The sequence below is a fragment of the Costertonia aggregata genome (assembly GCF_013402795.1).
GTDB lineage: Bacteria > Bacteroidota > Bacteroidia > Flavobacteriales > Flavobacteriaceae > Costertonia > Costertonia aggregata.
Genome location: NZ_CP058595.1, coordinates 373,507 through 397,523 on the forward strand (window position 1 = coordinate 373,507; position 24,017 = coordinate 397,523).

At 37.8% G+C, this 24,017-nt stretch carries 21 protein-coding genes and 1 pseudogene; 15 read left to right on the forward strand and 7 right to left on the reverse strand.

Annotated elements, in window-relative coordinates; all coding sequences use genetic code 11:
• The first annotated feature begins 30 nt into the window (after positions 1-30).
• The 10 genes and pseudogenes from HYG79_RS01730 to HYG79_RS18250 all read left to right on the forward strand — a co-directional run.
• Positions 31-1,431 (forward strand): tetratricopeptide repeat protein, encoded by a 1,401-nt coding sequence (locus HYG79_RS01730; protein WP_179240457.1) that lies wholly within the window; start codon positions 31-33, stop codon positions 1,429-1,431.
• 60 nt (positions 1,432-1,491) lie between these two features.
• Positions 1,492-2,406: a DUF368 domain-containing protein gene (locus HYG79_RS01735; protein WP_179240458.1), complete on the forward strand. Its 915-nt coding sequence runs from the start codon at positions 1,492-1,494 to the stop codon at positions 2,404-2,406.
• A 9-nt stretch (positions 2,407-2,415) separates the two neighbouring features.
• On the forward strand, positions 2,416-3,429 hold the full coding sequence (locus HYG79_RS01740; protein ID WP_179240459.1) for a DUF368 domain-containing protein: 1,014 nt from the start codon (positions 2,416-2,418) through the stop codon (positions 3,427-3,429).
• Positions 3,407-4,159: a shikimate dehydrogenase family protein gene (locus HYG79_RS01745; RefSeq protein ID WP_179240460.1), complete on the forward strand. Its 753-nt coding sequence runs from the start codon at positions 3,407-3,409 to the stop codon at positions 4,157-4,159. The genes HYG79_RS01740 and HYG79_RS01745 overlap by 23 nt, the downstream gene beginning before the upstream one ends.
• Positions 4,160-4,289: 130 nt before the next feature.
• Complete coding sequence (locus HYG79_RS01750; RefSeq protein WP_179240461.1) at positions 4,290-6,431, forward strand: DUF349 domain-containing protein; 2,142 nt, start codon at positions 4,290-4,292, stop codon at positions 6,429-6,431.
• 40 nt (positions 6,432-6,471) lie between these two features.
• Positions 6,472-7,212 carry a 23S rRNA pseudouridine(2604) synthase RluF gene (gene rluF / locus HYG79_RS01755; protein WP_179240462.1) on the forward strand — a complete coding sequence of 247 codons (741 nt, stop codon included), beginning with the start codon at positions 6,472-6,474 and terminating at the stop codon, positions 7,210-7,212.
• 90 nt (positions 7,213-7,302) lie between these two features.
• Entirely contained in the window at positions 7,303-8,610 is a 1,308-nt protein-coding gene (locus HYG79_RS01760; protein WP_179240463.1) for a carboxypeptidase-like regulatory domain-containing protein, read from the forward strand.
• Positions 8,611-8,770: 160 nt separating this feature from the next.
• Positions 8,771-9,823: a S66 peptidase family protein gene (locus HYG79_RS01765; RefSeq protein ID WP_179240464.1), complete on the forward strand. Its 1,053-nt coding sequence runs from the start codon at positions 8,771-8,773 to the stop codon at positions 9,821-9,823.
• Positions 9,824-9,973: 150 nt separating this feature from the next.
• Entirely contained in the window at positions 9,974-11,146 is a 1,173-nt protein-coding gene (locus HYG79_RS01770) for a T3SS (YopN, CesT) and YbjN peptide-binding chaperone 1 (RefSeq protein WP_179240465.1), read from the forward strand.
• 19 nt (positions 11,147-11,165) lie between these two features.
• A pseudogene (locus HYG79_RS18250) lies at positions 11,166-11,657 on the forward strand (S1C family serine protease); the annotation flags it as partial.
• Between the two features lie 654 nt (positions 11,658-12,311).
• Here the strand turns inward: HYG79_RS18250 and rocD are convergent.
• From rocD to HYG79_RS01790, 3 genes are all read right to left on the reverse strand, one after another.
• Positions 12,312-13,592, reverse strand: a complete 1,281-nt coding sequence (gene rocD, locus HYG79_RS01780) for an ornithine--oxo-acid transaminase (protein WP_179240467.1) — start codon at positions 13,590-13,592, stop codon at positions 12,312-12,314.
• Between the two features lie 127 nt (positions 13,593-13,719).
• Positions 13,720-14,115 (reverse strand): DUF6768 family protein, encoded by a 396-nt coding sequence (locus HYG79_RS01785; RefSeq protein WP_179240468.1) that lies wholly within the window; start codon positions 14,113-14,115, stop codon positions 13,720-13,722.
• Positions 14,115-14,654, reverse strand: coding sequence for an RNA polymerase sigma factor (locus HYG79_RS01790; protein ID WP_179240469.1), 540 nt, complete (start codon positions 14,652-14,654; stop codon positions 14,115-14,117). Before HYG79_RS01790 ends, HYG79_RS01785 begins: the two co-directional genes overlap by 1 nt.
• Positions 14,655-14,771: 117 nt before the next feature.
• On the opposite strand from HYG79_RS01790, the gene rlmD reads away from it, so the two are divergent.
• From rlmD to HYG79_RS01805, 3 genes are read left to right on the forward strand one after another with little or no spacing between them, the layout of a single operon-like run.
• Entirely contained in the window at positions 14,772-16,181 is a 1,410-nt protein-coding gene (rlmD, locus tag HYG79_RS01795) for a 23S rRNA (uracil(1939)-C(5))-methyltransferase RlmD (RefSeq protein ID WP_179240470.1), read from the forward strand.
• A 4-nt stretch (positions 16,182-16,185) separates the two neighbouring features.
• Positions 16,186-16,710: a DUF6452 family protein gene (locus HYG79_RS01800; RefSeq protein WP_179240471.1), complete on the forward strand. Its 525-nt coding sequence runs from the start codon at positions 16,186-16,188 to the stop codon at positions 16,708-16,710.
• Entirely contained in the window at positions 16,691-17,455 is a 765-nt protein-coding gene (locus HYG79_RS01805; protein WP_179240472.1) for a DUF6048 family protein, read from the forward strand. The genes HYG79_RS01800 and HYG79_RS01805 overlap by 20 nt, the downstream gene beginning before the upstream one ends.
• Here the strand turns inward: HYG79_RS01805 and HYG79_RS01810 are convergent.
• The gene (locus tag HYG79_RS01810) at positions 17,452-17,682 is read right to left on the reverse strand and encodes a hypothetical protein (RefSeq protein WP_179240473.1); all 231 of its coding nucleotides are present in this window, start codon (positions 17,680-17,682) and stop codon (positions 17,452-17,454) included. The genes HYG79_RS01805 and HYG79_RS01810 overlap by 4 nt on opposite strands.
• Positions 17,679-18,848 (reverse strand): THUMP domain-containing class I SAM-dependent RNA methyltransferase, encoded by a 1,170-nt coding sequence (locus tag HYG79_RS01815; protein WP_179240474.1) that lies wholly within the window; start codon positions 18,846-18,848, stop codon positions 17,679-17,681. Before HYG79_RS01815 ends, HYG79_RS01810 begins: the two co-directional genes overlap by 4 nt.
• An 89-nt stretch (positions 18,849-18,937) precedes the next feature.
• On the opposite strand from HYG79_RS01815, the gene HYG79_RS01820 reads away from it, so the two are divergent.
• Together HYG79_RS01820 and HYG79_RS01825 are read left to right on the forward strand one after the other, a co-directional pair.
• Complete coding sequence (locus tag HYG79_RS01820) at positions 18,938-19,609, forward strand: ZIP family metal transporter (protein ID WP_179240475.1); 672 nt, start codon at positions 18,938-18,940, stop codon at positions 19,607-19,609.
• Between the two features lie 124 nt (positions 19,610-19,733).
• Positions 19,734-21,914, forward strand: coding sequence for an Ig-like domain-containing protein (locus HYG79_RS01825; protein WP_179240476.1), 2,181 nt, complete (start codon positions 19,734-19,736; stop codon positions 21,912-21,914).
• Here the strand turns inward: HYG79_RS01825 and trhA are convergent.
• Together trhA and HYG79_RS01835 are read right to left on the reverse strand one after the other, a co-directional pair.
• Complete coding sequence (gene trhA, locus HYG79_RS01830) at positions 21,911-22,579, reverse strand: PAQR family membrane homeostasis protein TrhA (protein ID WP_179240477.1); 669 nt, start codon at positions 22,577-22,579, stop codon at positions 21,911-21,913. The genes HYG79_RS01825 and trhA overlap by 4 nt on opposite strands.
• Positions 22,560-23,897, reverse strand: a complete 1,338-nt coding sequence (locus HYG79_RS01835; protein WP_179240478.1) for an amidohydrolase family protein — start codon at positions 23,895-23,897, stop codon at positions 22,560-22,562. Before HYG79_RS01835 ends, trhA begins: the two co-directional genes overlap by 20 nt.
• Between the last annotated feature and the right edge of the window lie 120 nt (positions 23,898-24,017).

Consider the following 24,017-nt stretch of genomic DNA (forward strand, 5'->3'; position numbering starts at 1 on the left):
TAATTATACAGTTTAATAAAATTTCTGCCTATGGCGTTAGACCCAAACGAAAAACCAGGCCAGCCGATTACCAAGTTTGAATCTATGCTCAAGACCGATGATGTCTACTTTTTTGATGCTGAAGATTTTGAGGATATAATACATTACTACTTGAACAATGGAAAAATAGGGCTTGCCAAAAAAGCGATTCGAATTGGGCTACAACAACATCCCGATAGTACCGACCTAAAACTATTGGATGTAGAGGTTTTGGTATTTGAGGACAAATTGGATGTAGCCGAAAAGTATTTGGACGAGCTTCAACTTTTAGATAGCCACAATGAGGAAATCTATATACAGCGTGCCAACATATACTCAAAAAAAGATAATCACGATGCTGCCGTTACCCTTTTGAAAAAGGCCTTGGAGCTTTCAGAAAACAGTTTGGACATCTATTCTCTATTGGGAATGGAGTACTTGTTTATGGACAATTTCAATCTGGCCAAGGAAAGCTTCATGAAATGCGTGAACTTTGACAATCAAGATTATTCATCACTTTACAACGTCATTTATTGCTTCGAATTCTTGGAGGATTTTGATGGTGCCATCACATACTTAAATGAATATTTGGAAAGAAACCCGTATTGTGAAGTAGCATGGCACCAATTGGGGAAACAGTACTTCTCAAAAAAAATGTACAAAGAGGCCTTGGCTTCCTTTGATTTTGCAATTATTTCGGACGATTCCTTCTTGGGAGCTTATTTTGAGAAAGGCAAGGTTCTCGAAAAAATGGGCAAATACAATGAAGCCATAGAAAGTTATGAAACTACCATTAGCATAGAAGATCCAACGTCCCATGCCTATCTGCGAATAGGTAAATGTCATGAAAAGCTGCAAAATGATGATATGGCCCAATATTATTATTATCAGACCGTGCACGAAGATCCGTTATTGGATAAAGGCTGGTTGGCCATAACCGATTTTTACTTTAAAAAAGGAAAGTATGAGCGGGCGTTATATTACATAAACAAAGCGATTAACATTGATGGTGAAAATCCTTTATATTGGAAAAAATGCGCTAGAACATACCAAGCATTAAAGAATTTTCACGAAGCCGATTTTGCCTACAAACAGGCTGTTGATTTGGGAAATTATGAAATGGATACTTGGATACAGTGGTCGCAGGTGGTTCGTGAGAACAATGATTTTGAATCCGTTGTACAAATCTTAAAACAGGGACTGGAATTTTATCCCGAAAGCACCGAAATTGAATATAGATTGGTAGGGGCATTTTTGGCATTGAACAAGTTTTCACAGGCAAAAAAACATTTACTGAATGCACTACAAAACAGTCCAGAGGGCAAAACTGTTTTAGAAGTAGAATATCCCCGGTATTATAGTACCGAATGGGTAGTGAACATCATAACCAATTCCCAAAAAGCTTCCAGATAAAAAAGCTACTTTTGTCCCACGTTTCGAAAAGCGAAGCCATAGTCTATATCTATACGTATCATGGGAAAACGCAACCTTCTTCAATATATTTTTATTACGCTTAAGGGAATGGCCATGGGTGCAGCGGACGTTGTGCCGGGGGTTTCCGGTGGTACTATTGCATTTATTTCCGGTATTTATGAGGAACTCATCACATCTATCAACAACATAGACATCTCTCTTTTCAAAACATTAAAAAGAGACGGAATACAGGAGGCATGGAAACAACTTAACGGAAACTTTTTGTTGGCACTTTTTACAGGAATTTTTATCAGTATCGTATTATTGATAGGTGTTGTAAAGTGGCTGCTTGAGAATGAGCCTATTTTATTATGGTCTTTCTTTTTTGGTTTGGTGAGTGCCAGTATATTATTTGTAGGCAAGGAGATATCAAAATGGAATGTCGGAACGATTGTTATTTTGATTATCGGCACAATAACCGCTTACTTTCTTACGACCCTTCCCCCAAATGAAAATACGACCGGTCTGCCCTTTTTGTTTCTTTCGGGCGCCTTGGCCGTCTGTGCCATGATTCTCCCCGGTATATCAGGTGCGTTTATCCTTGTAATCCTTGGTTCATACAAAACCATTATAGATTCTGTGCACGAATTGGATATAAAAAATATCATCATAGTAGGCCTCGGGGCTATTTTTGGTTTATTGAGTTTTGCACGTTTGTTGAAATGGATGTTTACCCATCACAAAAATTTGACCTTGGCTCTTTTGACCGGCTTTATATTGGGTTCACTTAATAAAATATGGCCTTGGAAAAGGGTTTTGGAAACAAAAAACATTAGCGAAAAAATCATTATCATTGATGAAAATATTTCCCCTTTCACCTTTCAGGGAGAGAATCAGCTTGTATTTGCCATCCTGCTAGCCATCCTAGGTTTTTCGCTTATTTTTGCATTAGAAAAGTTAGCTACGAAAAAATAAACTTTCCCTATGCACCATCCACGAACGTTCATGGATAAATTTTTTTTGGTCATCAAGGGGCTGTGTATGGGAGCGGCCAATAAAGTACCTGGTGTTTCTGGCGGTATCGTGGCATTTGTTGGCGGATTTTACGAAGAGTTCATTTATTCGTTACAAAAAATAAACGGTAAAGCTTTTAAACTTTTGGCCAATGGCAGGTTCAGAAGTTTTTATAGATATGTAAACGGTCCTTTTTTGACCTTGCTCATCTTTGGTATGCTCGTAAGTTATTTTAGCGTATCCAAGCTTCTTGACTTTTTTTTAGAACGTAATGAGCTGTATGTTTGGTCTGCTTTTTTTGGTATGATCATCGGTTCCATTTACTACATTTCCAAAGATTTTAAGTATTGGAACAAAAAGACGATACCTGCGGGAATCATAGGTTTGATTATCGGAATCTCAATTAGTTTTTTGAATCCGGCCAAAGAGAACGACAACCTTATTTTTATCTTTTTTTGTGGTATGATAAGCGTTTCGGGCATGACATTGCCTGGGCTCTCGGGCTCTTTTATTTTGATTCTTATAGGTAATTACGTGCTTTTGCTGGTAGATTCGGTAAACGCACTGTACGACACTTTTGCCGAAACTATTAGGGGCGATTTTAGTTTTATCCAAAATAAGGAGCGATTGAACACCCTTACTATATTGTCGGTCTTTACTTTGGGTTCGGCATCGGGCCTGGTAACACTTTCCCATATTCTAGGGTATGTGCTAAAACATTACAAGCATATTACAACGGCCGTTATCATTGGTTTTATCACGGGTTCTTTAGGGGTGGTTTGGCCTTGGAAAAAAGCAGTGTTCAAAACCGATGCTGCCGGAAACACACTTTTGGATTCCAACGGGAAGGAAATTATCACGAACTATCAACGCTACTTTCCCGATGTCACACATTCAGAAACTTGGTGGGCAGCACTCTTTATTATTTTAGGTATCGCCGTTTTATTGGTATTGGATTGGTATGGAAAACACAGAAAAAAATAACATTAGGTTCGGGCTCATAGGTAAAAATATATCCTATTCGTTTTCAAAGGGGTATTTTACCGAAAAATTTCAAAAAATGGGATTGGAAGATCATTCCTACGAAAATTTTGATTTTCAGGAAATTGATGAATTTAAAGAAGTCATTGCTGCCAACAAAAACATTAAGGGGTTTAATGTGACCATACCCTATAAAGAAGAAATTATTCCGTTTTTATCTGAACTGGATGAAAAAGCAAGCACCATAGGGGCGGTAAACACCATAAAAGTAGTTGAAAATAGGTTGGTAGGATATAATACCGATGCTTTTGGGTTTCAAAAATCCATAGAACCCTTTTTAAAAAAACATCACAAAAAAGCTTTGATTCTGGGCACAGGTGGGGCTTCTAAGGCCATTGCCTTTGTTTTTGACGAATTGGGTATTGATTATACGTTTGTATCGCGGAGCCCCGAAAAGCATCAATTTTCCTATGACAACCTTAATGAAGCCATTTTGAAAGAATATACGGTCTTGGTGAATTGTAGCCCTTTGGGCACGTTTCCCAAAGTGTCCGAAAAACCATCGATTCCATATAAATACATTCGAAGTACACACCTTTTATTCGATTTAATTTACAATCCGGAAAAAACAGCTTTTCTCTTGGCCGGAGAAGAAAAAGGGGCGACCATCTGTAATGGGTTTAGAATGTTGCAACTACAAGCCGAAAAAGCCTGGGAAATCTGGAATTCATAGCCCTGTTCATTAATGTATTCCTTAATGTACAAACCCATATTCAAAAAGAAACTTCATTAGTTTTGCCATTACTACCGTTGTTAGTAACTTAGAGTGCTATTTGGCACGACCTTAACCCATACCCAGAGCTATGTTGGAAGATAAAGACAAAATACAGGAGAATCTTGAAAATGAAAATAAGGACTCGACCGATGTTACCCCAAAATCGGAAGAAAAGCTTGAATCTGAAAAAGTAAAACCAGAACAAGAAAACCATAAGGCGGAGACCACTGAAAAAGCTGGAGAAGAAAAAGCAAACGAGACGGTTAAAATTGACTGTGAGGTATCGGAAGAAATCAACGAATCCAAAAACGATACCAAAGATACGAGCCAATCGGAAGCTTCCGAGAACGTGACCGATGATAGTACAGAAACGGACAAAGACGTTCTCGAAGAAATCAATGAATCCAACGCCGAGGATGCTGAAGATACCGATAATCATCACAGGCACCAAATTCCCATTTTGGACTACCACTCCATGTCCATGGAAAATTTGGTCGGGGAATTGCAGCGTTTGGTACGTAACGAAAAGGTGCAAGCCATAAAAAAACATGTAGACGGCATCAAGTACGAGTTTGATCTAAAGTTCCAGGAGTTTTTGGAGCACAAAAAAGAAGAGTTCATCGCCAATGGTGGCAACGAGATAGATTTCAGATATAACTCAGTGGCCAAAAGACAGTTTAATGAAGTTTACTCCGATTACCGAGAAAAAAGAAACCAATACTACAAGAGCCTAGAACAAAACCTAAAATCAAATTTAACAAAACGCTTGGAACTTATTGAGGAACTAAAGGGCCTTGTAAGTATGGAGGAGGATATGAACACCACCTACAAGCATTTTAAAGATGTGCAGGAACGATGGCGAAATGCAGGCCCTATACCACGCAACAATTATAACGATGTATGGCGAACATACCATCACCACGTAGAAATTTTTTATGATTTTTTACATTTAAATAGGGAACTGCGTGATTTAGACTTTAAGCACAACTTGGAAGAAAAGCTCAAGATCGTGGAACGTACAGAGTCGCTGGCCAACGAACCGGATTTGAACAAAGCCTTTCAAGAACTACAGACCTTACATAAAATCTGGAAAGAGGATATTGGTCCCGTTGGCAAGGAGCACAGGGAAGAAATTTGGGAGCGTTTTAGCAAGGCTACCAAGGTAATGCACCAAAGAAGGCAAGATTATTATAAGGAACAGGATAAAGTTTATGGGAAAAACCTGGAGAAGAAGAACGAAATTATAACATCCATTCAAACAATCGCCGATAATGTCGCCGATAACCATAAAGGTATACAGTCACAAATTAAAGAAGTGGAAGCTTTACGGGATTCCTTTTTCAAGGCAGGCAAAGTACCCCAAAAAGTAAACGAGAAGACCTGGGCTTCCTTTAAGGATGCCGTGCGTAATTTTAACCGGAATAAAAATGCCTACTATAAAAATATTAAAAAGGACCAAAGTGAAAATCTAGACAAAAAACGCGCTTTACTGGACAAGGCCTTAGCCTTAAAAGATAGTGAGGATTGGGATGTGGCCACTCCCGAAATGAAACGCATACAGAGCGAATGGAAAAAAATAGGACATGTCCCCAGAAAATATTCCGATAAAATCTGGAAACAGTTCAAAGATGCCTGTAATCATTATTTTGATAGGTTACACAGCCAAAAGAACGAGGCCAATAAAGAAGAATTTGAAAATTTTGAAAAGAAAGCGGCTTGTTTAGATAAGCTAAAAGCATTTCAACTGAGTGGCAAAAGAGATGAGGATATTAAAGCCATCAAGGCATTTATTGAAGAATGGAAAGAGTATGGTAGGGTCCCCTTCAATAAAAAACATATCAATGTTAAGTTCAATAAGATTTTAGATGCCATTTTCAAAAAATTGGATATGGGTAGGCAAGAATCCGAACTCTTAAAATACGGTAATAAAATACAACAGCTTTCGAATGCTGAAGATGAACGTGCCATAGCCAATGAGCGCACCTTTATCAGAAGAAAGATTGATGAAAGCAAAAACGAAATAAGACAGTTGGAGACCAATCTCCAGTTTTTTTCAAATGCCTCCGAGGACAATCCCTTGGTACAGGATGTCGTCAAGCGGGTGAATAGCCATAAAGCATCACTCGCCACTTGGAAAGAGAAATTAAAAAAACTAAACATCATGCAACATAACCTCAACAAAGAGGCAGAGGAAGAAAATGGTGTCACAGAAACTTCGGAGGAGGAATAATTTATTATTGGATAATGTGTTCCAGAAATTCAATTAAAATATGCAGCCTACCAGGATAAACAAATATTTGAGCGAAGTGGGCTATTGTTCCAGAAGGGCAGCTGACAAACTCATTGAACAAGGCAGGATCACCATCAACGGTAAAGTTCCGGAAATGGGAACAAAAATTACCGAAGGTGATGAAGTCAGGGTAGATACCGAGCTTATTTCCCCACCAAAAGAAAAACCCGTTTATATTGCTTTCAATAAGCCTATCGGTATCGTTTGCACGACCGATACCAAAGTTGAAAAGGACAATATCATAGACTATATAAATTTTCCCAAGCGTATTTTTCCGATAGGCCGATTGGACAAACCTAGTGAGGGCCTTATCTTTTTGACCAACGATGGGGATATCGTAAATAAGATACTTAGGGCCCGCAACAATCATGAAAAAGAATATATGGTCACCGTGAACAAACCTATTACTGAGGCGTTTATCAAAAAAATGGGAAATGGTGTACCCATTTTGGATACTATTACCCGAAAGTGTAAAGTAGAAAAATTGAGCACCTATCAATTTAAAATTATTCTTACACAAGGCCTTAATAGGCAAATACGTCGTATGTGCGAGTACCTGGACTATAGGGTCATAAAATTAAAGCGGGTAAGGATTATGAACGTAACCCTAGATATTCCCATAGGAAAATGGCGGTATCTCACCCAAGCCGAAATGAACGAAATCAATACAATGGTATCATCGTCTGCAAAAGTACATAAAGACAATATTGATCAACAATAGGGAAATTTAATGTAGGCCTGTATTGTTTTGAAATTTTTAACATGCGTATATCCCTAAAAATCATTAACTTACTATATTAAAAATCATCAAATGAAAAATTCAATTTATATCGCCACGTTCATACTTGTATGTATGATTGGTACAACAAATCTGAGAGCCGCTAGCTTATTTCAGCAAGAACAAACAATGCAGGACAACTCCTTTAATCAATTCAAAGGGGAAATAATGGATAGCGCTACAAAAAAACCGTTGATTTTCGCAACATTGACCCTCGAAGGCTCAAACATTAGTACGGTAACCAATACTGAAGGGGAATTTGCTTTAAAAATTCCCAGTGATGTTACCGAAGGCAATATTGTTGTTTCTTTTTTAGGCTACAAGACCAAGACACTCCCGTTATCCTCTTTTACCGAAGAAGACAACGAGATTTATCTGGATGTTTTTGTTACGGAACTGTCGGAAGTAGATTTGGCCGTTCCCAACAATGCAGAACAGTTGGTAAGGGAAACCTTGAAGAAAAAAGGGGAAAACTATTTTGAAGATGCTACCGTAATGACCGCATTTTATAGGGAGACCATAAAAAAGAGAAGAAAAAATGTTTCGTTGTCAGAGGCTGTAGTGAATATCTACAAAACGCCATACACCTCTAAACGTAGGGATGCCGTTGAACTCTATAAAGCAAGAAAAAGCACGGACTATAGTAAATTGGACACTTTGGCCTTTAAATTGCAAGGTGGCCCTTTCAACACTTTGTTTATTGATATCATGAAATATCCGGAGTATATTTTTACTACAGAATCCATTTCGGACTATAACTTTAATTTTGCCGGTTCTACCAGAGTCAACAATCAGTTGGTATATATTGTAAATTTCAAACAAAAGAAAAATATTCTCAACCAATTGTACCAAGGAAAACTCTTTATCAATGCAAAGGATAAAATACTCACCAGTGCTATTTACTCCTTGAACATTACCGATAAAAGGGAAGCTGCCAAATTATTTGTTAGAAGAAAACCTAGCAATGCAGAGGTATATCCAAATGAAGTCGCTTATCGCGTTGACTACAGGGAAAAAAACGGTAAATGGTATTACGGTTATAGCAACGTACTTTTAGAGTTTAAGATCGATTGGGACAAACGATTGTTCAATTCGGTATATAGCATGTCGTGCGAAATGGCAATAACCGATTGGGAAAAGAACGTAACCAACCAACTGCCCAAATACAAACAAAGGCTGAAATCAAGTATAATACTGGGAGATGAGGCCATTGGTTTCTCCGATCCCGATTTTTGGGGGGAATATAACATTATAGAACCCGAAAAATCTATTGAGTCCGCAATTAAAAAAATCCAACGCCAATTGAAAAGAAGTAAGTCTAGCGGCGAATCCAAACCATAAAACCATTAAGATTTCGTAAAAAGAGCCACTTTATAAGTGGCTCTTTTTTGTTAGGATTTACCGAGATTTTTTAATTATCCATATTTTTATTTTGACCGTTATCAAGAAGGCTTTAAATTTAGGAAACCTCCGTAATTCCTCTTATATCTAAAACAATCGTATGTTCTCAAGAAGGTCATTTTTAAACATAACCGCACTATTTTCAGCTTCCACGTTACTACCGAACATAGCCTATCCTGAAAAACAACCATCATTGGTCAACTCCAAAATACTTCCCAAACGTTTACGGAAAGGAGATACCATTGGTCTGATCGCTCCCGGCTATGCCATACAAAACGAAACCCTTAAAGAGGCAAAAAGCATACTGAAAGCTATGGGGTTCATCCCCTTTCATACCGATAGCATCGTCGGTAATTTTGGATATTTCAGCAATACCGATGCAGAAAGGGCAAAAGACTTGAATGAAATGTTCGCAAACCCAAAGATTGATGCTATTTTATGTGCTAGAGGCGGGTACGGATGCACACGCATTATGCAGATGATAGATTATGAAAATATAAGGGCCAACCCAAAACTATTGATAGGCTTCAGCGATATAACCGTATTATTAAACGGGATATATCAAAAAACGGGTCTGGTCACCTTTCACGGCCCAGTTGGTAGTACCCTTGAGAACCCATACACATTGAAACAATTAAAAAAGGTTGTTATGAATTCCAAAAGCGACCTTTTGATAGAAAACGTGGATATGGAAGCCATTGAGGATAAAAAAAATCCGGAATACGAGCGTTATACGATTACAAGCGGTAGCGCATCGGGAATTTTGATCGGTGGTAGCCTTACTTTGATAAATGCACTGATCGGCACGCCGCACGAAATAGATTTTACCGATAAAATAGTTTGTCTTGAAGATGTAGAAGAAGCCCCATACCGCATAGACCGTATGCTTACCCAATTGATCGAAGGCCCTACCTTTAAAAATGCGGCAGGTATAGTTTTTGGCGTATGTGCCGGTTGCAATTCGAGTTCCAACCCAAAATCGTTTACATTAAAAGAAGTACTTCTGGACAGAATCGCCCCTTTGGGCATACCTGCCGCATACGGTATGAGTTTTGGGCATGTTCCCGAAAACTTTACTTTCCCCATAGGAACAAAGGCTAGCTGGGATGCCGATGTTATGAATTTAGAGCTTCAGGAAAAATGGGTCCAATAAACCAAAGTCCCATTTTTCAGGGATACAAAATACACTGAAAACCGATTTACAACAAACTTCGCATCCTATTTATATTTGTACATCAAAGAAAAAAATAAATATGAAAACTACCCGTTTTCTATTTGTATTCCAATGTAATAACGACCACGCATGAAAAACGTAGTACCCACATTTAAAAGACCCATTAAAAGTAAGGATGAACCAAGAACCGATGTTTCCCACTGGGATAAGGCGATGGACGCCTATGATGCCAAAGACCACCGGAAAACCATCATTGAGACCATTAACTACATGAACCCAAGTTTATTGTGGGGAAAAGAGACCAATGGTAACATTGAAATCGATCAAGGGCAAGGTTCGGCACAAATACATGTAAAAGTAACCAATGACAAATTTTTAGTAAAAGCCCCTTTTCTTAAAATAACAGAGAATACCAACAAGGTGGCCCTGTTTAGAAAAATCGGCGAGATAAATTTCAACCCGTTGACATTGGCCCAAATACGTTTGAGGAACGATACACTTTGGTTTGAATACGAAATGCCAGTTACCTTGGCTCAACCTTACAAAATTTATGATGTACTACGTGAAATTTGTGTTTATGCTGATGATTATGACGATGAGTTTGTAGAAAAATATAAAGCTGGCTTTTATCAAGAGCCCAATGTCACCCCTCTTTCTGAAGAGGAAAAAGAAAAAGTCTGGCAACAGATCAATACCATTTTAACTGAATGGAAAGAGTATGTGGCCTTTTTTAAGGAAAAAAGATGGGATGCCTTTCAATGGGACATTACGGTAATTTCCATACTCAAAATAGTGAACATGCCCTACGTACACGGTAATCTAAGAACCAAGTTGCAGGAGTACGTACACAATTTGTTCAACGGTAAGATCGATTTTAACCATAGAATAGATAAGGGCAACAACTTTATGCAAAAATTATGTGCAAAGACCAAGGATGAGTACATGAAGGATATTTACCATGCCGAGGCTTTTGTTTCCCTAAAGTGGCGGAGTTCTACCCAAATTCTCCAAGACGATGCAAAAAATATGGAGCGTAATGTAGCCAAATATGTGAAAGATAGGGACAATCTTATGCTATGTTATTATTTACAATATTCGTTCCTTCACATTTTGTACAATTTTAATGTTGAGGAAGTGCATAAAAACGCCATATATGATGTTTTGGAAGAGGTATCGGGGAAAGAGCTGCACATAGCCGCTCCCAAACTCTTAAAAACCTATTACGGCTTTTTGGACGGTAATACAAAAACATCCAGTAAAAGTGGTTCTAAAAAAGGATTGTTCGCAAAACTATTCGGTTAATCAAACAGAGGCAAAAACAATGGAAAATATAAGAAAATCAGTTTTTAAGATTATAACGGCATCGGGTACCGGAAGTGGTTTTACCGTTAGTGGCCATAATCACGTTATTACCAACTACCACGTCATTAAAGGAGAAAAAGTGGTCGCAGTTGAAGATTATAAAAAAGATAGGCATGTGGCCAATGTGGTCATGGTGAATCCAGAAGTTGATTTGGCTTTTTTGCATATTGACGGATTTGAAAATACGCAAACCGATATCTCGTTGCAAGAAGATGTCCTAATCAGCAATACCCAAAAAGTATTCATAAACGGATACCCATTCGGAATGCCCTATACCATTACCGAAGGTATTGTATCGTCTATCAGCCAACCTATGGGGGGAAAACAGTACATACAGACCGATGCTGCCGTTAACCCAGGAAACTCGGGAGGCCCCATGCTCAACGAAGCAGGTGTTTTGGTAGGGGTGACCACATCCAAATTCACCGAGGCAGATAACGTGGGTTTTGGAATAAAGCATTCGGACCTTTTCAAAGAAATAAGTGATTTCACATATATCGATAATGCGTACCGGGTAAAATGCAACTCATGCGATTCGTATACCGAAGAAGAAGCTGAATTCTGTACTAATTGCGGTAATGACATGGATATTTCCTACTGGGAAGAATTCGAGAAAAGCCACTTTGCCAATTTTGTGGAAAATGCACTTACGGAACTTGGTATGAATCCAGTGCTGGGAAGAGCTGGCAGGGATTTTTGGGAATTTCATCAGGGCAGTGCCTTGGTTAGGATATTTGTTTTCAAAAGGGATTATTTGGTGGCAACATCGCCATTGAACAAATTGCCTAAGCAAAATTTAGAGGGTTTAATGACCTATATCCTAGAGAAAAATGTAGAGCCCTATTATTTGGGCATTCATCAAAACAACATCTATTTATCGTACAGAACACATTTATCCGATATTTTCACGGATCATGTGGATACCATAAAAGAAAACATAAAAAATCTAGCTTTAAAGGCTGATGATCTGGATAATTTCTTCATGGATACCTACGGCTGTGAAATGGCCATAGAATCAAAAGAAGAATTGTAAATAAATTAAATAGGTAGAAGAAAAAGGCTCGGATGTGAAGACATCTGAGCCTTTACGCATAAATTAATGTTCTTATTTAGAAAACTCGGTCAGTGTTTTCTTGATGATAGAAACACAATCCAACAACTGCTCTTTGGTCATTACCAAAGGCGGTGCAAAGCGAATAATATTACCATGCGTAGGTTTTGCCAATAAGCCATTTGCTTTAAGGGCCATGCAAATATCCCAAGCTGTGGAACTCTCTTCGGTATCATTGATAAGGATGGCATTTAAAAGTCCCTTTCCCCGAACGCTGGATACCAAGTCACAACCAAGTATAAACTTTTCAAGCTCTGAACGAAAAAGTTTCCCCAATTGATATGCGTTTTCTGCCAATTCCTCATTTTTTATAACTTCAAGAGCGGCCATGCCCACTGCCGCTGCGACCGGGTTCCCACCAAAGGTACTACCGTGGTTTCCAGGTTTTATGACATTCATAATGTCGTTATTTGCCAAAACAGCGGATACAGGGTATGCACCGCCGGACAATGCTTTTCCTAAAATCAAAATATCCGGTTTTACTTCTGGCACGCCACTACAGTGCTTATCGGTACAGGAACAATTCCCACAAGTGGCCAAAAGCCTACCTGTACGGGCAATACCTGTTTGTACTTCATCGGCTATAAAAAGAACGTTATGTTTTTCACAAAGCTCCCGCGCAGCTTTTAGATACCCTTCGGATGGAACATAAACTCCGGCCTCGCCCTGTATGGGTTCAACCAAGAATCCAGCTATATTGGCATTGCACTCCAAAGCTTCTTTTAAAGCATTTAGGTTATCGTATTCTATTTTGATGAATCCTTTTGTAAATGGTCCAAAGTTCTTTCGAGCAACGGGATCGTTCGAAAATGAGATAATGGTAGTGGTACGCCCGTGAAAATTATTTTCACAAACTATGATCTGTGCCTCATTTTCTGAAATACCTTTTTTCTCATAAGCCCATTTACGACATATTTTCAGAGCTGTCTCCACAGCTTCGGCCCCAGTGTTCATGGGCAAAAGTTTGTCAAAGTGAAAGGTTTCGGTAGCATACTTTTCAAACCTGCCCAACATATCGTTATAAAACGCCCTGGATGTCAACGTGAGTGTTTCGGCTTGGTTAACCATAGCACTTACGATTTTTGGGTGGCAATGCCCTTGGTTCACTGCCGAATAGGCTGAAAGGAAATCATAGTATTTTTTTCCTTCAACGTCCCACACATAAACCCCTTCTCCCCTACTCAAAACAACGGGTAACGGGTGATAATTATGTGCACCGTACTTATTCTCTAATTCAATTGCTTGCTGCGATGTCATTTGTTCTAAAACAGCCATTTTAATATAGTTTTAATTAAAATAAAATAACCATTCCTTCTGTACCTTTTTCCCTTCGAAGTATCGAAAATTCAGCGTAGGAGAGAAATCATCCTTAGTAGAATCGTAAAATTACTAAATATTTTACTTAATCATCTACTTTATCTTTTTGGTGGGATAATATGGATAGCTGAAATTCCAGCCGCTTGAGTTCCCTTAAAATATCGTTTTTGTCCATTTGCATCCATATATATAACTTGATCATACTCATGAAAATCATGCATAGGAAACCTGCACAGGCCCATTTAATCAGTTCGTTCGTTATTTCGGTATTGAAGAACCTTATGGCACAAAAAACAAATATCAAGAAAATTATTATATTCACTATGGTCATTACCGTGGCCAACCAACCTGTTTTCACTTTATGTACCTGACCAAATTTTTCCATCAGATTCTGCTCGCCCAAATCTTCATAAAACTTTGCCTCTTCCAGACTCAATGTTTCTTTGATAAGTTCATCTATTTTTTCGCTTTCTTTTTTCATCACTTGTATTTTACGATTGATTTTAATTTTTCCCTTGCATAAAAAAGCCTTGATTTAACCGTGCCGATTGAAATCTTTAAAATATCGGCAATCTCTTTCAAGGTATAGTTTTCAGTATAAAACAGACGTAATACGATTTGTTGTTCTTTAGGCAGAGTTTTTATCATACTATAAAGTTTTGTCAAATTATCCTTATTGTCTTTTGCACTATCGCCCGTGATTTTACTTTTATGATATTCGTGAAGCCTGTTTAATTCCTTTTTTTGCTTTTCAACATAATCCAATGATTTATGAATAACGATTTTAAATGCCCAACTTCCAAAAAGGTTAGGGTTTCTTAATCCGTTTAATTTATTAATGATTACACCCCAACAATCTTGAACAATATCTTTTGAAGCATGAATGTCATTTGTATAAAAAAAGGCATGGTTACATAACCTTTTATGGTATTTCCGCACCAACAATCCCATAGCCCTTCTATCACCGGAACGATACTGTAACACTAACAGCCCATCAAATATTTTATTGGTATCATTCATAATACTGCTCTATACCTAAGAGGCGCAAAAAACAAAAAGGTTCAAATTTTTCCTTAAAAAAGTGTTATTCCCATTAAAGTTAAACCAATAAAAGCAACGCTATTGTTACATTTGCCCATGCGAAAAAAGAAAAGGCGACAGGTTTTTGAAAATGTAGAAGTGGTAGATGCCGGCGCAAAAGGCAAAACCATTGGTAAAGCTCCCGACGGTAGGGTTATCTTTTTGACCAATACGGTGCCCGGTGACGTGGTTGATGTGCAGACCACTAAAAAAAGAAAAGCCTATTTTGAAGGCGTTGCGACAACATTTCATTCCTTATCCGATAAACGCGTTGAACCTAAATGTCAACATTTTGGCACCTGTGGTGGGTGCAAATGGCAGGATATGGGTTATGAGCATCAGCTCTTTTACAAACAAAAAGAGGTAGAGAATAATCTGAAACGTATCGGTCATCTGGAACTGCCTAAAATCTCACCTATTTTAGGCTCAAAAAAACAATACTTCTACCGCAATAAGATGGAATTTTCGTTTTCGGACACCCGATGGTTGACTTTGGAAGAATTACAGTCCGATACCGTATTTACCGATAAAAATGCCTTAGGATTTCATATTCCCGGGATGTGGGATAAAATTCTGGATATAAAAAAATGTCATCTGCAACAAGACCCTTCCAATGCCATTCGCCTGGAGACCAAGGATTTTGCAACTAAAAACGGGCTTACTTTTTTTAATCCGAGACATCAACACGGTATGCTTCGCACCTTAATGATCCGTACTTCATCAACTGGTGAGATTATGGTACTGGTCCAGTTTTTTGAGGATGATACCGCCAAAAGAAATTTATTACTGAATCATTTGGCAGAAAAATTTCCGGAAATCACTTCACTGCTCTACGTCATCAATAAAAAACAAAATGATACCATATACGATCAAGAAATAATCTGCCATGCAGGTCGCGATCATATTTTTGAGCAAATGGAAGGCTTGCGATTCACAATAAACGCAAAATCATTTTACCAGACCAATTCCGATCAAGCCTATGAACTGTATAAAATAACCAGGAACTTCGCCAATTTAAATGGGGACGAACTGGTTTATGACCTGTATACGGGTACGGGCACCATTGCTCAATTCATATCCAAAAAGGCAAAAAAAGTGGTGGGTATAGAATCTGTTCCAGAAGCTATTTTAGATGCAAAAGCCAATGCCAAAAGAAATAGGATTGATAACGTTGATTTTTTTGCGGGCGATATGAAAAATGTTTTCAATACACAGTTCATCGCAGAAAATGGAACGCCAGATGTAATCATTACGGATCCGCCTAGAGATGGCATGCATAAAGATGTGGTACGACAAATACTTGATATTGGCGCCAAAAAAGTGGTTTATGTAAGCTGTAACAGCGCAACTCAAGCACGTGATCTGGCACTAATGAAGCATATGTACAAAATCAAAAAAGTACAGCCCGTAGATATGTTTCCCCAAACCCACCATGTTGAAAATGTTGTACTTTTGGAAAAGTTATAACGCAATGAAAAAATTAAGATATCGTATATTTTTTTTATTGGTGGTCATCGCTTTTTCGGCATGTGAAAAAGATGATATCTGCGTTGATGGTGATACGCCACTTTTGGTTATTGATTTTTTGGATTTTGAAGATACTGAAAATGAAACGCCCAAGGTCGTACCCAGTATTAGGGTAATAGGCGTGGGAAAAACCCCTATACCTACATTTAACGACCCGCCTGCCCAGGAACGTACCGATTTGGAAAGTATTGTAATTCCGTTAGACCCGACTGTAACATCGGTCAGTTTTGTTTTTATAAATGATTCGGCCGATAATGACGATGGCGTAGAAACCGGTAATTTAGATACCTTGACATTTAATTATACGGTAAAGGAAAAGTTTGTTTCCCGTGCATGCGGATTTATAGCCATCTACGAAAATCTAGATTTTACCTTGACCGGCGATGATGAAAACTGGATCGGTAGAGTAGAAATCGATACAAATTTAGTTGAAGACCAAAGCAGAACCCATGTTAAGATATTTCATTAGTAGTTGCCTGGTTTTCCTTGTCGTATCGGGATATTCCCAATCCCAAAACAAACCTATTGACCTACAGCCCAAAGATACCATTGTATACAAACAAGAATATGGTCTAAGGGCGGGAATAGATCTTAGTAAATTGCTATTGACTTCATTAAACGACGATTATCAAGGCTTTGAGATTGTTGGGGATTATCGCCTTAACGAAAAACTTTTTCTTGCGGCCGAATTGGGCAATGAAAAGAAAACACAAACCGAAAGTGTAATAGAGGGCAGGGATCTTTATGACTATACCACCTCGGGGAGCTATTTAAAAGTGGGGGTAGATTATAATACGTACAAAAATTGGTACGGTGAGAACAATTCGGTTTTTGTGGGTGCCAGATATGCTATAAGTAGATATAATCAAACCTTGAACAATTTTAGGTATTACGATAGCAATAGGTATTGGAACGATGATTTTCCCGTGGGTTCTGCCGAACCTATTGATTTTGATGGGTTGACCGCATCTTGGATAGAATTGTTGTTCGGAGCCAAAGTTGAACTTTTTGCGAACATCTATATTGGAGCCAGTGTACGTTTGGGCATATTGGTCACCCAAGAAAAAGGGGTAAACAATTTATGGATACCCAGTTTTAATAAGGTAACGGACAATAGCAGATTTGGAGCAAACTATAATTATTCCATCTCATACTTTTTACCCTTGTACAAAAAAGAAAAAAAGAAGAAAGAACCTAAGGAGAGTATCAATTAAATTTCCTTGATTCCTTTTATAAAAATCCATTTCATCATCAACTTTTCTTTAATATCAGATTTGACAACCACAAATTTTGGAGCAAGTAGCGTAGCTACAATAGCTGAAATCAATACAAGGTATATACGCCCTAAACCAAAGAAATAGGATAACCCAAATCTCACAATCAAAAAAATAAGGGCAAATCCTAAAAAATTATACAATAGTGCTTTGTATTTTAATGTCATGTCTGGGACTCTTTATTATATTTTGCCTTTTTACTGCCCTCATATATTTCATACTTAACCAAACGGGATTCCAAATGACTATTAAACACCTTTATTTTTCTTGAAGGTCGCAATCCTACACATTTTAGGGCACCTAGATTGGAGGTAATGAACCATGCATTAGTACCCGGATAATTTCTTTTTAAGGTATCCCCTATATTGCTATAAAAATCTTCCATCTCAATATCCAATCTTTCCCCGTAGGGTGGGTTAAAGCACATATGCAACTGACCGTTGGATTGCTTTTTAGTCTTAAAAAAATTCTCATGTTTAACAGTTATATACTCAGCCAAGTTTGCGTTTTCTATATTATCCTGGGCTTTTCGTATCGCTGAAGGAGCCTTATCAAACCCTGTTATTTTATGATGAAACTCCCTTGTCTTTTTTAAACTGGCCTCTACGATTTTTTCATATAATTCTTCGTCAAAATCATGCCATTTTTCAAAGGCAAAACCTTTTCGGTTAATGTTGACAGGAATATTACAGGCAATCATGGCGGCTTCGGTAAGCATTGTACCACTGCCGCACATAGGGTCTAAAAAATCGCACTGGCCGTCCCAACCGCTCAACAATAAAAGCCCCGCAGCCAAAACCTCATTGATTGGGGCAATATTCGTTGCCGTTCTATAACCGCGATGGTGTAATGAAGATCCAGAGCTATCCAAAGAAACATTACAGGTATTGTTATGTATGTGGATGTTGATTCGCAAATCAGGTTGCTTAATGTCTACGTTGGGCCTTCGACCATCGGTATCGCGAAACTTATCTACTATGGCGTCCTTGGTTTTTTGTGAAACATAAAGAGAATGTGTAAAAATATCGGAACTCACCGTGGTGTCAATGGCAAAAGTTTCATCAACTGTTAGGTAATCCTTCCAATCCATATAATAAATCTTTCGATATAAATCTTTATCATCCCTAACCGGAAAAGAATGTATGGGCTTTATGATTTTTATGGCAGTTCGCAAGCAGAGGTTGGCCTTGTACATAAAACCGGTATCGCCTTCAAAAGATACATGTCTTACACCTTCTTTTACATGCCCTGCACCAAGGTTACGTAATTCTTTGGCCAATATTTCCTCAAAACCGAAAAGGGTTTTGGCGATCATTTTAAAATTATTACCCATAAGCTGCTTTTAACGTACCGCAAAAATACGTTAATTTTGAAGCCAAGGATATAAATCCTAAGATTATACAACTACCTAACCCATACTTGATGATTTATATTTTGCCCATTCTTGGGGTGGTTTTGAGTTTTATTTTTGTTTTAATCACCAGGCCTAAGAAAAAAGAGCATTTTAAATTGCTGTTGGCCTTTAGTGGGGCCTTTTTATTGGCACTTACCATTTTTGAGATGCTACCCGAGGTTTACGAGAATTCAGACCCTAAAATCGTAGGTATATTTATTATGCTGGGTATTTTACTTCAGATTTTTTTGGAGTTTTTTTCTAAAGGTGCCGAACATGGCCATGTACATCTGACCAGTGGTAATTCGGTTTTTCCTTGGCTATTGTTTATAAGTTTAAGCCTACATTCCTTACTAGAAGGCTTTCCCGCCCTTACCAACGATACGATTATTTATGGCATTTTAATACATAAAATTCCGATTGCCATTATCTTGTCCATATTTTTACTTGCCTCAAAATTAAAAATACAATATGTTGTTTTTTTTATATTGATGTTTTCGTTTATGACACCATTGGGAACCCTTCTAGCGGACAATGTTCCTTTTCTTTTAAAGTATGCAACATCAATAAATGCATTGGTCATAGGGGTCTTCCTTCATATTTCAACCGTTATTTTATTTGAAAGTTCCGAAGGGCATAAATTTAATCTAAGGAAATTATTGGTTATTGTTTTAGGAATCGTTATTGCTTATATACTTTAAGTATGATTTGGAATCGGAATGTAATATAATGTACTTGAACTTTTTAAAAGTTAATTCGTAGATTTTTTTATGTTCTATGGATATCTCCGTATATATTTGTAGTCCAAACCACACTTTTAATACCATGCACAAGCCTACCTTCCTATTTCTGATTGCTTTATTATATATTTTTAATTCCTGTTCCAATAGCTCCGATAATCCGGAAGAACCTGACGTCATAGCTCCTACCGTTTCAATATCCATTGCCGGTTTTCCCAACAATACCACTTCAGGGCCTATTGTAGTAAGCAATCGAATAGAAATTAATGTAGATGCCAAGGACGCAGGCGGTATAGCAAAAATTGAAGCTTTTATAGATGAACAGAAGGTAGGAGAGGATACCACAGCTCCCTATCAAATCATTATTGATGTTTCCTCGTTCGATTCAAAAGTGGTCAGTACCGATAAGTTTAAGGATTTTATTCTAAAGGTCTCTGCAACCGACATGGCCGGAAATGTTACTTCTACCCAACAAACGATAAACATAGACAACGAAATGCCATCGATTATGGGAGTTTCGTTGCAAGAAGGAACCACAATCAATGGAGATACCAACCCTGTGGTTTTTGAAGTTATGGACAATGAAGTGCTCAGCTCCGTAAAAACGTTTCTCAACGGAGAACTCTTATCGGAGGTTACCGATGGTAATTTCGTGGCCAATATCAATACGCTGAATTTAGATGATGGTGACAATATTTTTAAGATAGAGGCTATGGATTCCGCAGATAATCTATCAGTTTTTGAAGTGAATTTTATTTCCGATAATACAGGGCCTGAGATTAGTTTGGAGAACTTGGAAGATGGCCAAATCTTGGATGAGCTTATCTCCTTAAACCCACAAGTCACCGACGAATTCTCAGAGATAGCATCTTTGGAAGTGAAGTTAAGGGGAGAACAAATACAGTTTTTTGAAGACCTTGGAAATACAAATTTCGAGTTTAATCCCGAAACATATCCCGTTGGCGACTCAATGTTTACTTTTATTGCCATAGATGAATTAGGTAATGAAACGTCATTTAATATAAATAATAGTATTTTAAGGCTTCTCATCAAGGTATCCATACCTGAAGGGTTTTTAAGCTCTAGTTGGACTAGTTTTTGGGTTTTTGCATCAGAAATGGACGGGACTCCAATAGTTACTAAATCAGTTGCCTTACAGGATGACTTGATTCGGTTACATGCACCGACTGAATTTGATTTTGACAAAAAGTTTATGCTTACATTTTTAGCAGATGACAATTCTTTCTCTGATTCATTTAATAGGATAACCAATATTCAGGGAATTACAAGAGATAATTTGTCGGAAATAAATTTCAATTTACCCAGACGTCGTTCCGTATTAACTACTGCTACTATTCCGGTAACTGGGTTTGTTAATGAAGAATATATTGCAGGTCATGGCATAGACTATACTTTTAGCCATTTTAATTTTGAACAATCGGGCAATTTTGAAACCATTAGTCTTAATGATACAAACAATTCTTCCTCAAATTATTATCTCTACAGTAATAATTTGGAAAATTTCCCCTATGCCCATTATCGACTCTCCGAACCTTTGATCGATGGCCAAACCATTGACTTAAATGATTTTATTACGGATGCGGATATAGCAAGCTCATCATTTAATGTAAGTGGAGTTAGTTCTGTGGTTAATAATCAACTACAAATCCTAGGATTCGAAACTTCAAATGATAGTCAGAATGATATTTTTCATGAAATTTATAGAGGAAGCCCAGAGCTCATTTTCGGTGGAGTATACGAGTTTCATTATAATACAAATTTTGATTCTTATTCACATCAACTTGTACTAGATACGTACTTAACTAACCGAAAAGGGCTACCGGCGAGTAATTACTCAATACCTAATTGGTCATTAGATTATCAACAGTCGGGCAATGATATTACAATATCAAAATCAGGGGGAGATCATTCTTTGGGACGAATCAGGTTAAGTCCGGCTGATGGTTTGGGTGGCGATTATATAATGACAGTTTTGTTTGACAGTCAATCTGCAGATGTGATTACTCTTCCAGAAATACCCGAGGAGATGAAGGATTTGTCCTTATATACTGTGGCGCAAAATCAAGGGTTTGACTTTGAACAGGTGCATCTTACTTCTTTTGATAATATTACATCGTATGAGCAATACTTGGATTTAATTATCAAAAATAATAGGGATCACAACAGCTTTTCCAATACCGTAATAAGTAAAATGAAATCTACAAGTGATAGTGGCACCCCCTTCAATTCTTTTCATTTTAACTAAATGACTGCCAATAATATCAGAAAGTAATGTGAAATAGCCCCTCCCAAAACAAAAAAATGCCAGATTAAATGGTTGTATGGAATTTTTCGAATGGCATAGAACACAATCCCTATGGTATAGAAAGCACCTCCTAACATAAGTAATTGCATCCCCAAAGAAGTAGTTTGTTCCAATAAGCTCCTAAAATCCAGTACGATCAACCAGCCCATGATCAGGTAGAGTAATAGAGAGATATATTCGTATTTTCCCGTGAAAAAAAGTTTGAGCAAGGTACCTATGGCCGCAATACCCCATACCGTGTAAAAGATAGACCATCCGTTCCCGTTCACCAAAGTAATCAAAGCTACCGGAGTGTAGGTGCCCGCGATTAAAAAATAGATACTAATATGATCTAAAACCCTAAGCTTTCTTTTCAATTTAACATTGGAAACCGAATGATATAAGGTAGATGCCGTGAACAATAAGATTACAGAGACACCGTAAATCAAGATGCTTAAAGTAGCATAGGGACTTTTAGGCGCATGCTTATCCAATAGGAAATAAAGACCTATGATTCCCAATAAAATACCCAAGGCATGTGATAATGAGTTTAATCTTTCTTCTTGGTGATAAGACGATTTTTTTTCTACCAACTCGGTGGGGGAATTATTTGTACCGTTTACCATGTTTTATTATCATGTCTACGTTCTGCAACAAACTAATATATCGTAGTACATCACCCTCAACTGCTATAATATCAGCATATTTTCCCGGGGTTATTGTACCAACTTCATCGGAAACACCCATCCATAAAGATGGCCAATATGTAGCAGCTCGTATGGCATACATGGGGTCTATTCCGAACTCATTGACCCAAATATCCAACTCATTCCATGTAGATTGGCTATGAAACTTCAAGGGTATACCACTATCTGTACCTATTAATAGTACTACACCTGCATCCAACAATTGTTTGATTTTTGTTTGCAAAGTAGGCTTTCTAATAGGTGTTAATTGAAAATAAGGCAAACGGTCAGGATGTTTAATACTATTTTTAATATCGGTTATTACCGTATCCGGTAAACCTCTATGCCAAGAATCATTGTCCAGCTTTTCGGGATTATCACGTGTATATTCATAATTATAAAGTCCTTCAACGGTTGGGCACCAGAATAACGGACCTTTGCTCATATCGGCGGTTCGCTCCGAAATCATTTGCATGATATCATCCGGATATTGAGGAGCAGATGATAGTCCGGTATGCTCAAAACAATCAACATCTACCATTAGACCTCTTCTGATTTCTTCTGGCCTATGGCCATGGGCCACTACTTTTAAACCATTTTTATGTGCCTCGTCCACAATGGCCCTAAGCTCTTCCATGGTCATTTGATCTTGATCTATTAATTTGATAACATCCACACCTGCTTTCGCCAGTTTACGAATTTTCTTTTTACCATCTTCGGCTCCATATACCCCCCATCTAAAATCTTCCGTTCCCGGATAAGGTTTGTGCTGTATAAAAGGCCCTGATACATATAGAGTTGCACCAGGAATATCTCCGTTGTTGATTGCGTCGCGTACGGCTATACTTTCTTCTAAAGGAGCACCTAAATCACGAGCACTCGTAACCCCGGCCATCAATAACTGATGGGCTGAAGCTGGCATAATCACATCCTTGAACAATGGTGGGTATGTTTTGTCCCAATAGCTATAGTCGGCATGACCATTTATCATGGTGTGTACATGCATATCCCATAGGCCAGGTAATACTGTCATACCCTCTGTAGAAATAACTTCAGCATTTTCAGGAATTAACATATTATCTATGGTTCCAACAGATTTTATTTTTTTACCCTCAATAAGTACTACGCTATTTTTAATTGGTTCTGATCCATATCCATCAATAAGAGTTCCCCCAACCAATACTTTGATCTTATTGTCTTGAGAAGATGTGACGACTGTAATGGATAAGAATAAAAGAAGTAAAGATTTTTTAATCATAACATGGTTTTTGCTAAATATACTAAAAAGAATAGCTAAAAAGTTTGCTGAATCTTTTCATATATTGCAAATGTAGCGCCATACATGCCCCATAAAGGTTCCCCATAAAAAAAGGCCCTT

Bases quoted from the DNA above. Each gene is read 5' to 3' on its own strand.
- HYG79_RS01730 (WP_179240457.1), top strand. From the start codon at position 31: ATGGCGTTAGACCCAAACGAAAAACCAGGCCAGCCGATTACCAAGTTT.
- HYG79_RS01735 (WP_179240458.1), top strand. From the start codon at position 1,492: ATGGGAAAACGCAACCTTCTTCAATATATTTTTATTACGCTTAAGGGA.
- HYG79_RS01740 (WP_179240459.1), top strand. From the start codon at position 2,416: ATGCACCATCCACGAACGTTCATGGATAAATTTTTTTTGGTCATCAAG.
- HYG79_RS01745 (WP_179240460.1), top strand. From the start codon at position 3,407: ATGGAAAACACAGAAAAAAATAACATTAGGTTCGGGCTCATAGGTAAA.
- HYG79_RS01750 (WP_179240461.1), top strand. From the start codon at position 4,290: ATGTTGGAAGATAAAGACAAAATACAGGAGAATCTTGAAAATGAAAAT.
- rluF (WP_179240462.1), top strand. From the start codon at position 6,472: ATGCAGCCTACCAGGATAAACAAATATTTGAGCGAAGTGGGCTATTGT.
- HYG79_RS01760 (WP_179240463.1), top strand. From the start codon at position 7,303: ATGAAAAATTCAATTTATATCGCCACGTTCATACTTGTATGTATGATT.
- HYG79_RS01765 (WP_179240464.1), top strand. From the start codon at position 8,771: ATGTTCTCAAGAAGGTCATTTTTAAACATAACCGCACTATTTTCAGCT.
- HYG79_RS01770 (WP_179240465.1), top strand. From the start codon at position 9,974: ATGAAAAACGTAGTACCCACATTTAAAAGACCCATTAAAAGTAAGGAT.
- rocD (WP_179240467.1), bottom strand. From the start codon at position 13,592: ATGGCTGTTTTAGAACAAATGACATCGCAGCAAGCAATTGAATTAGAG.
- HYG79_RS01785 (WP_179240468.1), bottom strand. From the start codon at position 14,115: ATGAAAAAAGAAAGCGAAAAAATAGATGAACTTATCAAAGAAACATTG.
- HYG79_RS01790 (WP_179240469.1), bottom strand. From the start codon at position 14,654: ATGAATGATACCAATAAAATATTTGATGGGCTGTTAGTGTTACAGTAT.
- rlmD (WP_179240470.1), top strand. From the start codon at position 14,772: ATGCGAAAAAAGAAAAGGCGACAGGTTTTTGAAAATGTAGAAGTGGTA.
- HYG79_RS01800 (WP_179240471.1), top strand. From the start codon at position 16,186: ATGAAAAAATTAAGATATCGTATATTTTTTTTATTGGTGGTCATCGCT.
- HYG79_RS01805 (WP_179240472.1), top strand. From the start codon at position 16,691: ATGTTAAGATATTTCATTAGTAGTTGCCTGGTTTTCCTTGTCGTATCG.
- HYG79_RS01810 (WP_179240473.1), bottom strand. From the start codon at position 17,682: ATGACATTAAAATACAAAGCACTATTGTATAATTTTTTAGGATTTGCC.
- HYG79_RS01815 (WP_179240474.1), bottom strand. From the start codon at position 18,848: ATGGGTAATAATTTTAAAATGATCGCCAAAACCCTTTTCGGTTTTGAG.
- HYG79_RS01820 (WP_179240475.1), top strand. From the start codon at position 18,938: ATGATTTATATTTTGCCCATTCTTGGGGTGGTTTTGAGTTTTATTTTT.
- HYG79_RS01825 (WP_179240476.1), top strand. From the start codon at position 19,734: ATGCACAAGCCTACCTTCCTATTTCTGATTGCTTTATTATATATTTTT.
- trhA (WP_179240477.1), bottom strand. From the start codon at position 22,579: ATGGTAAACGGTACAAATAATTCCCCCACCGAGTTGGTAGAAAAAAAA.
- HYG79_RS01835 (WP_179240478.1), bottom strand. From the start codon at position 23,897: ATGATTAAAAAATCTTTACTTCTTTTATTCTTATCCATTACAGTCGTC.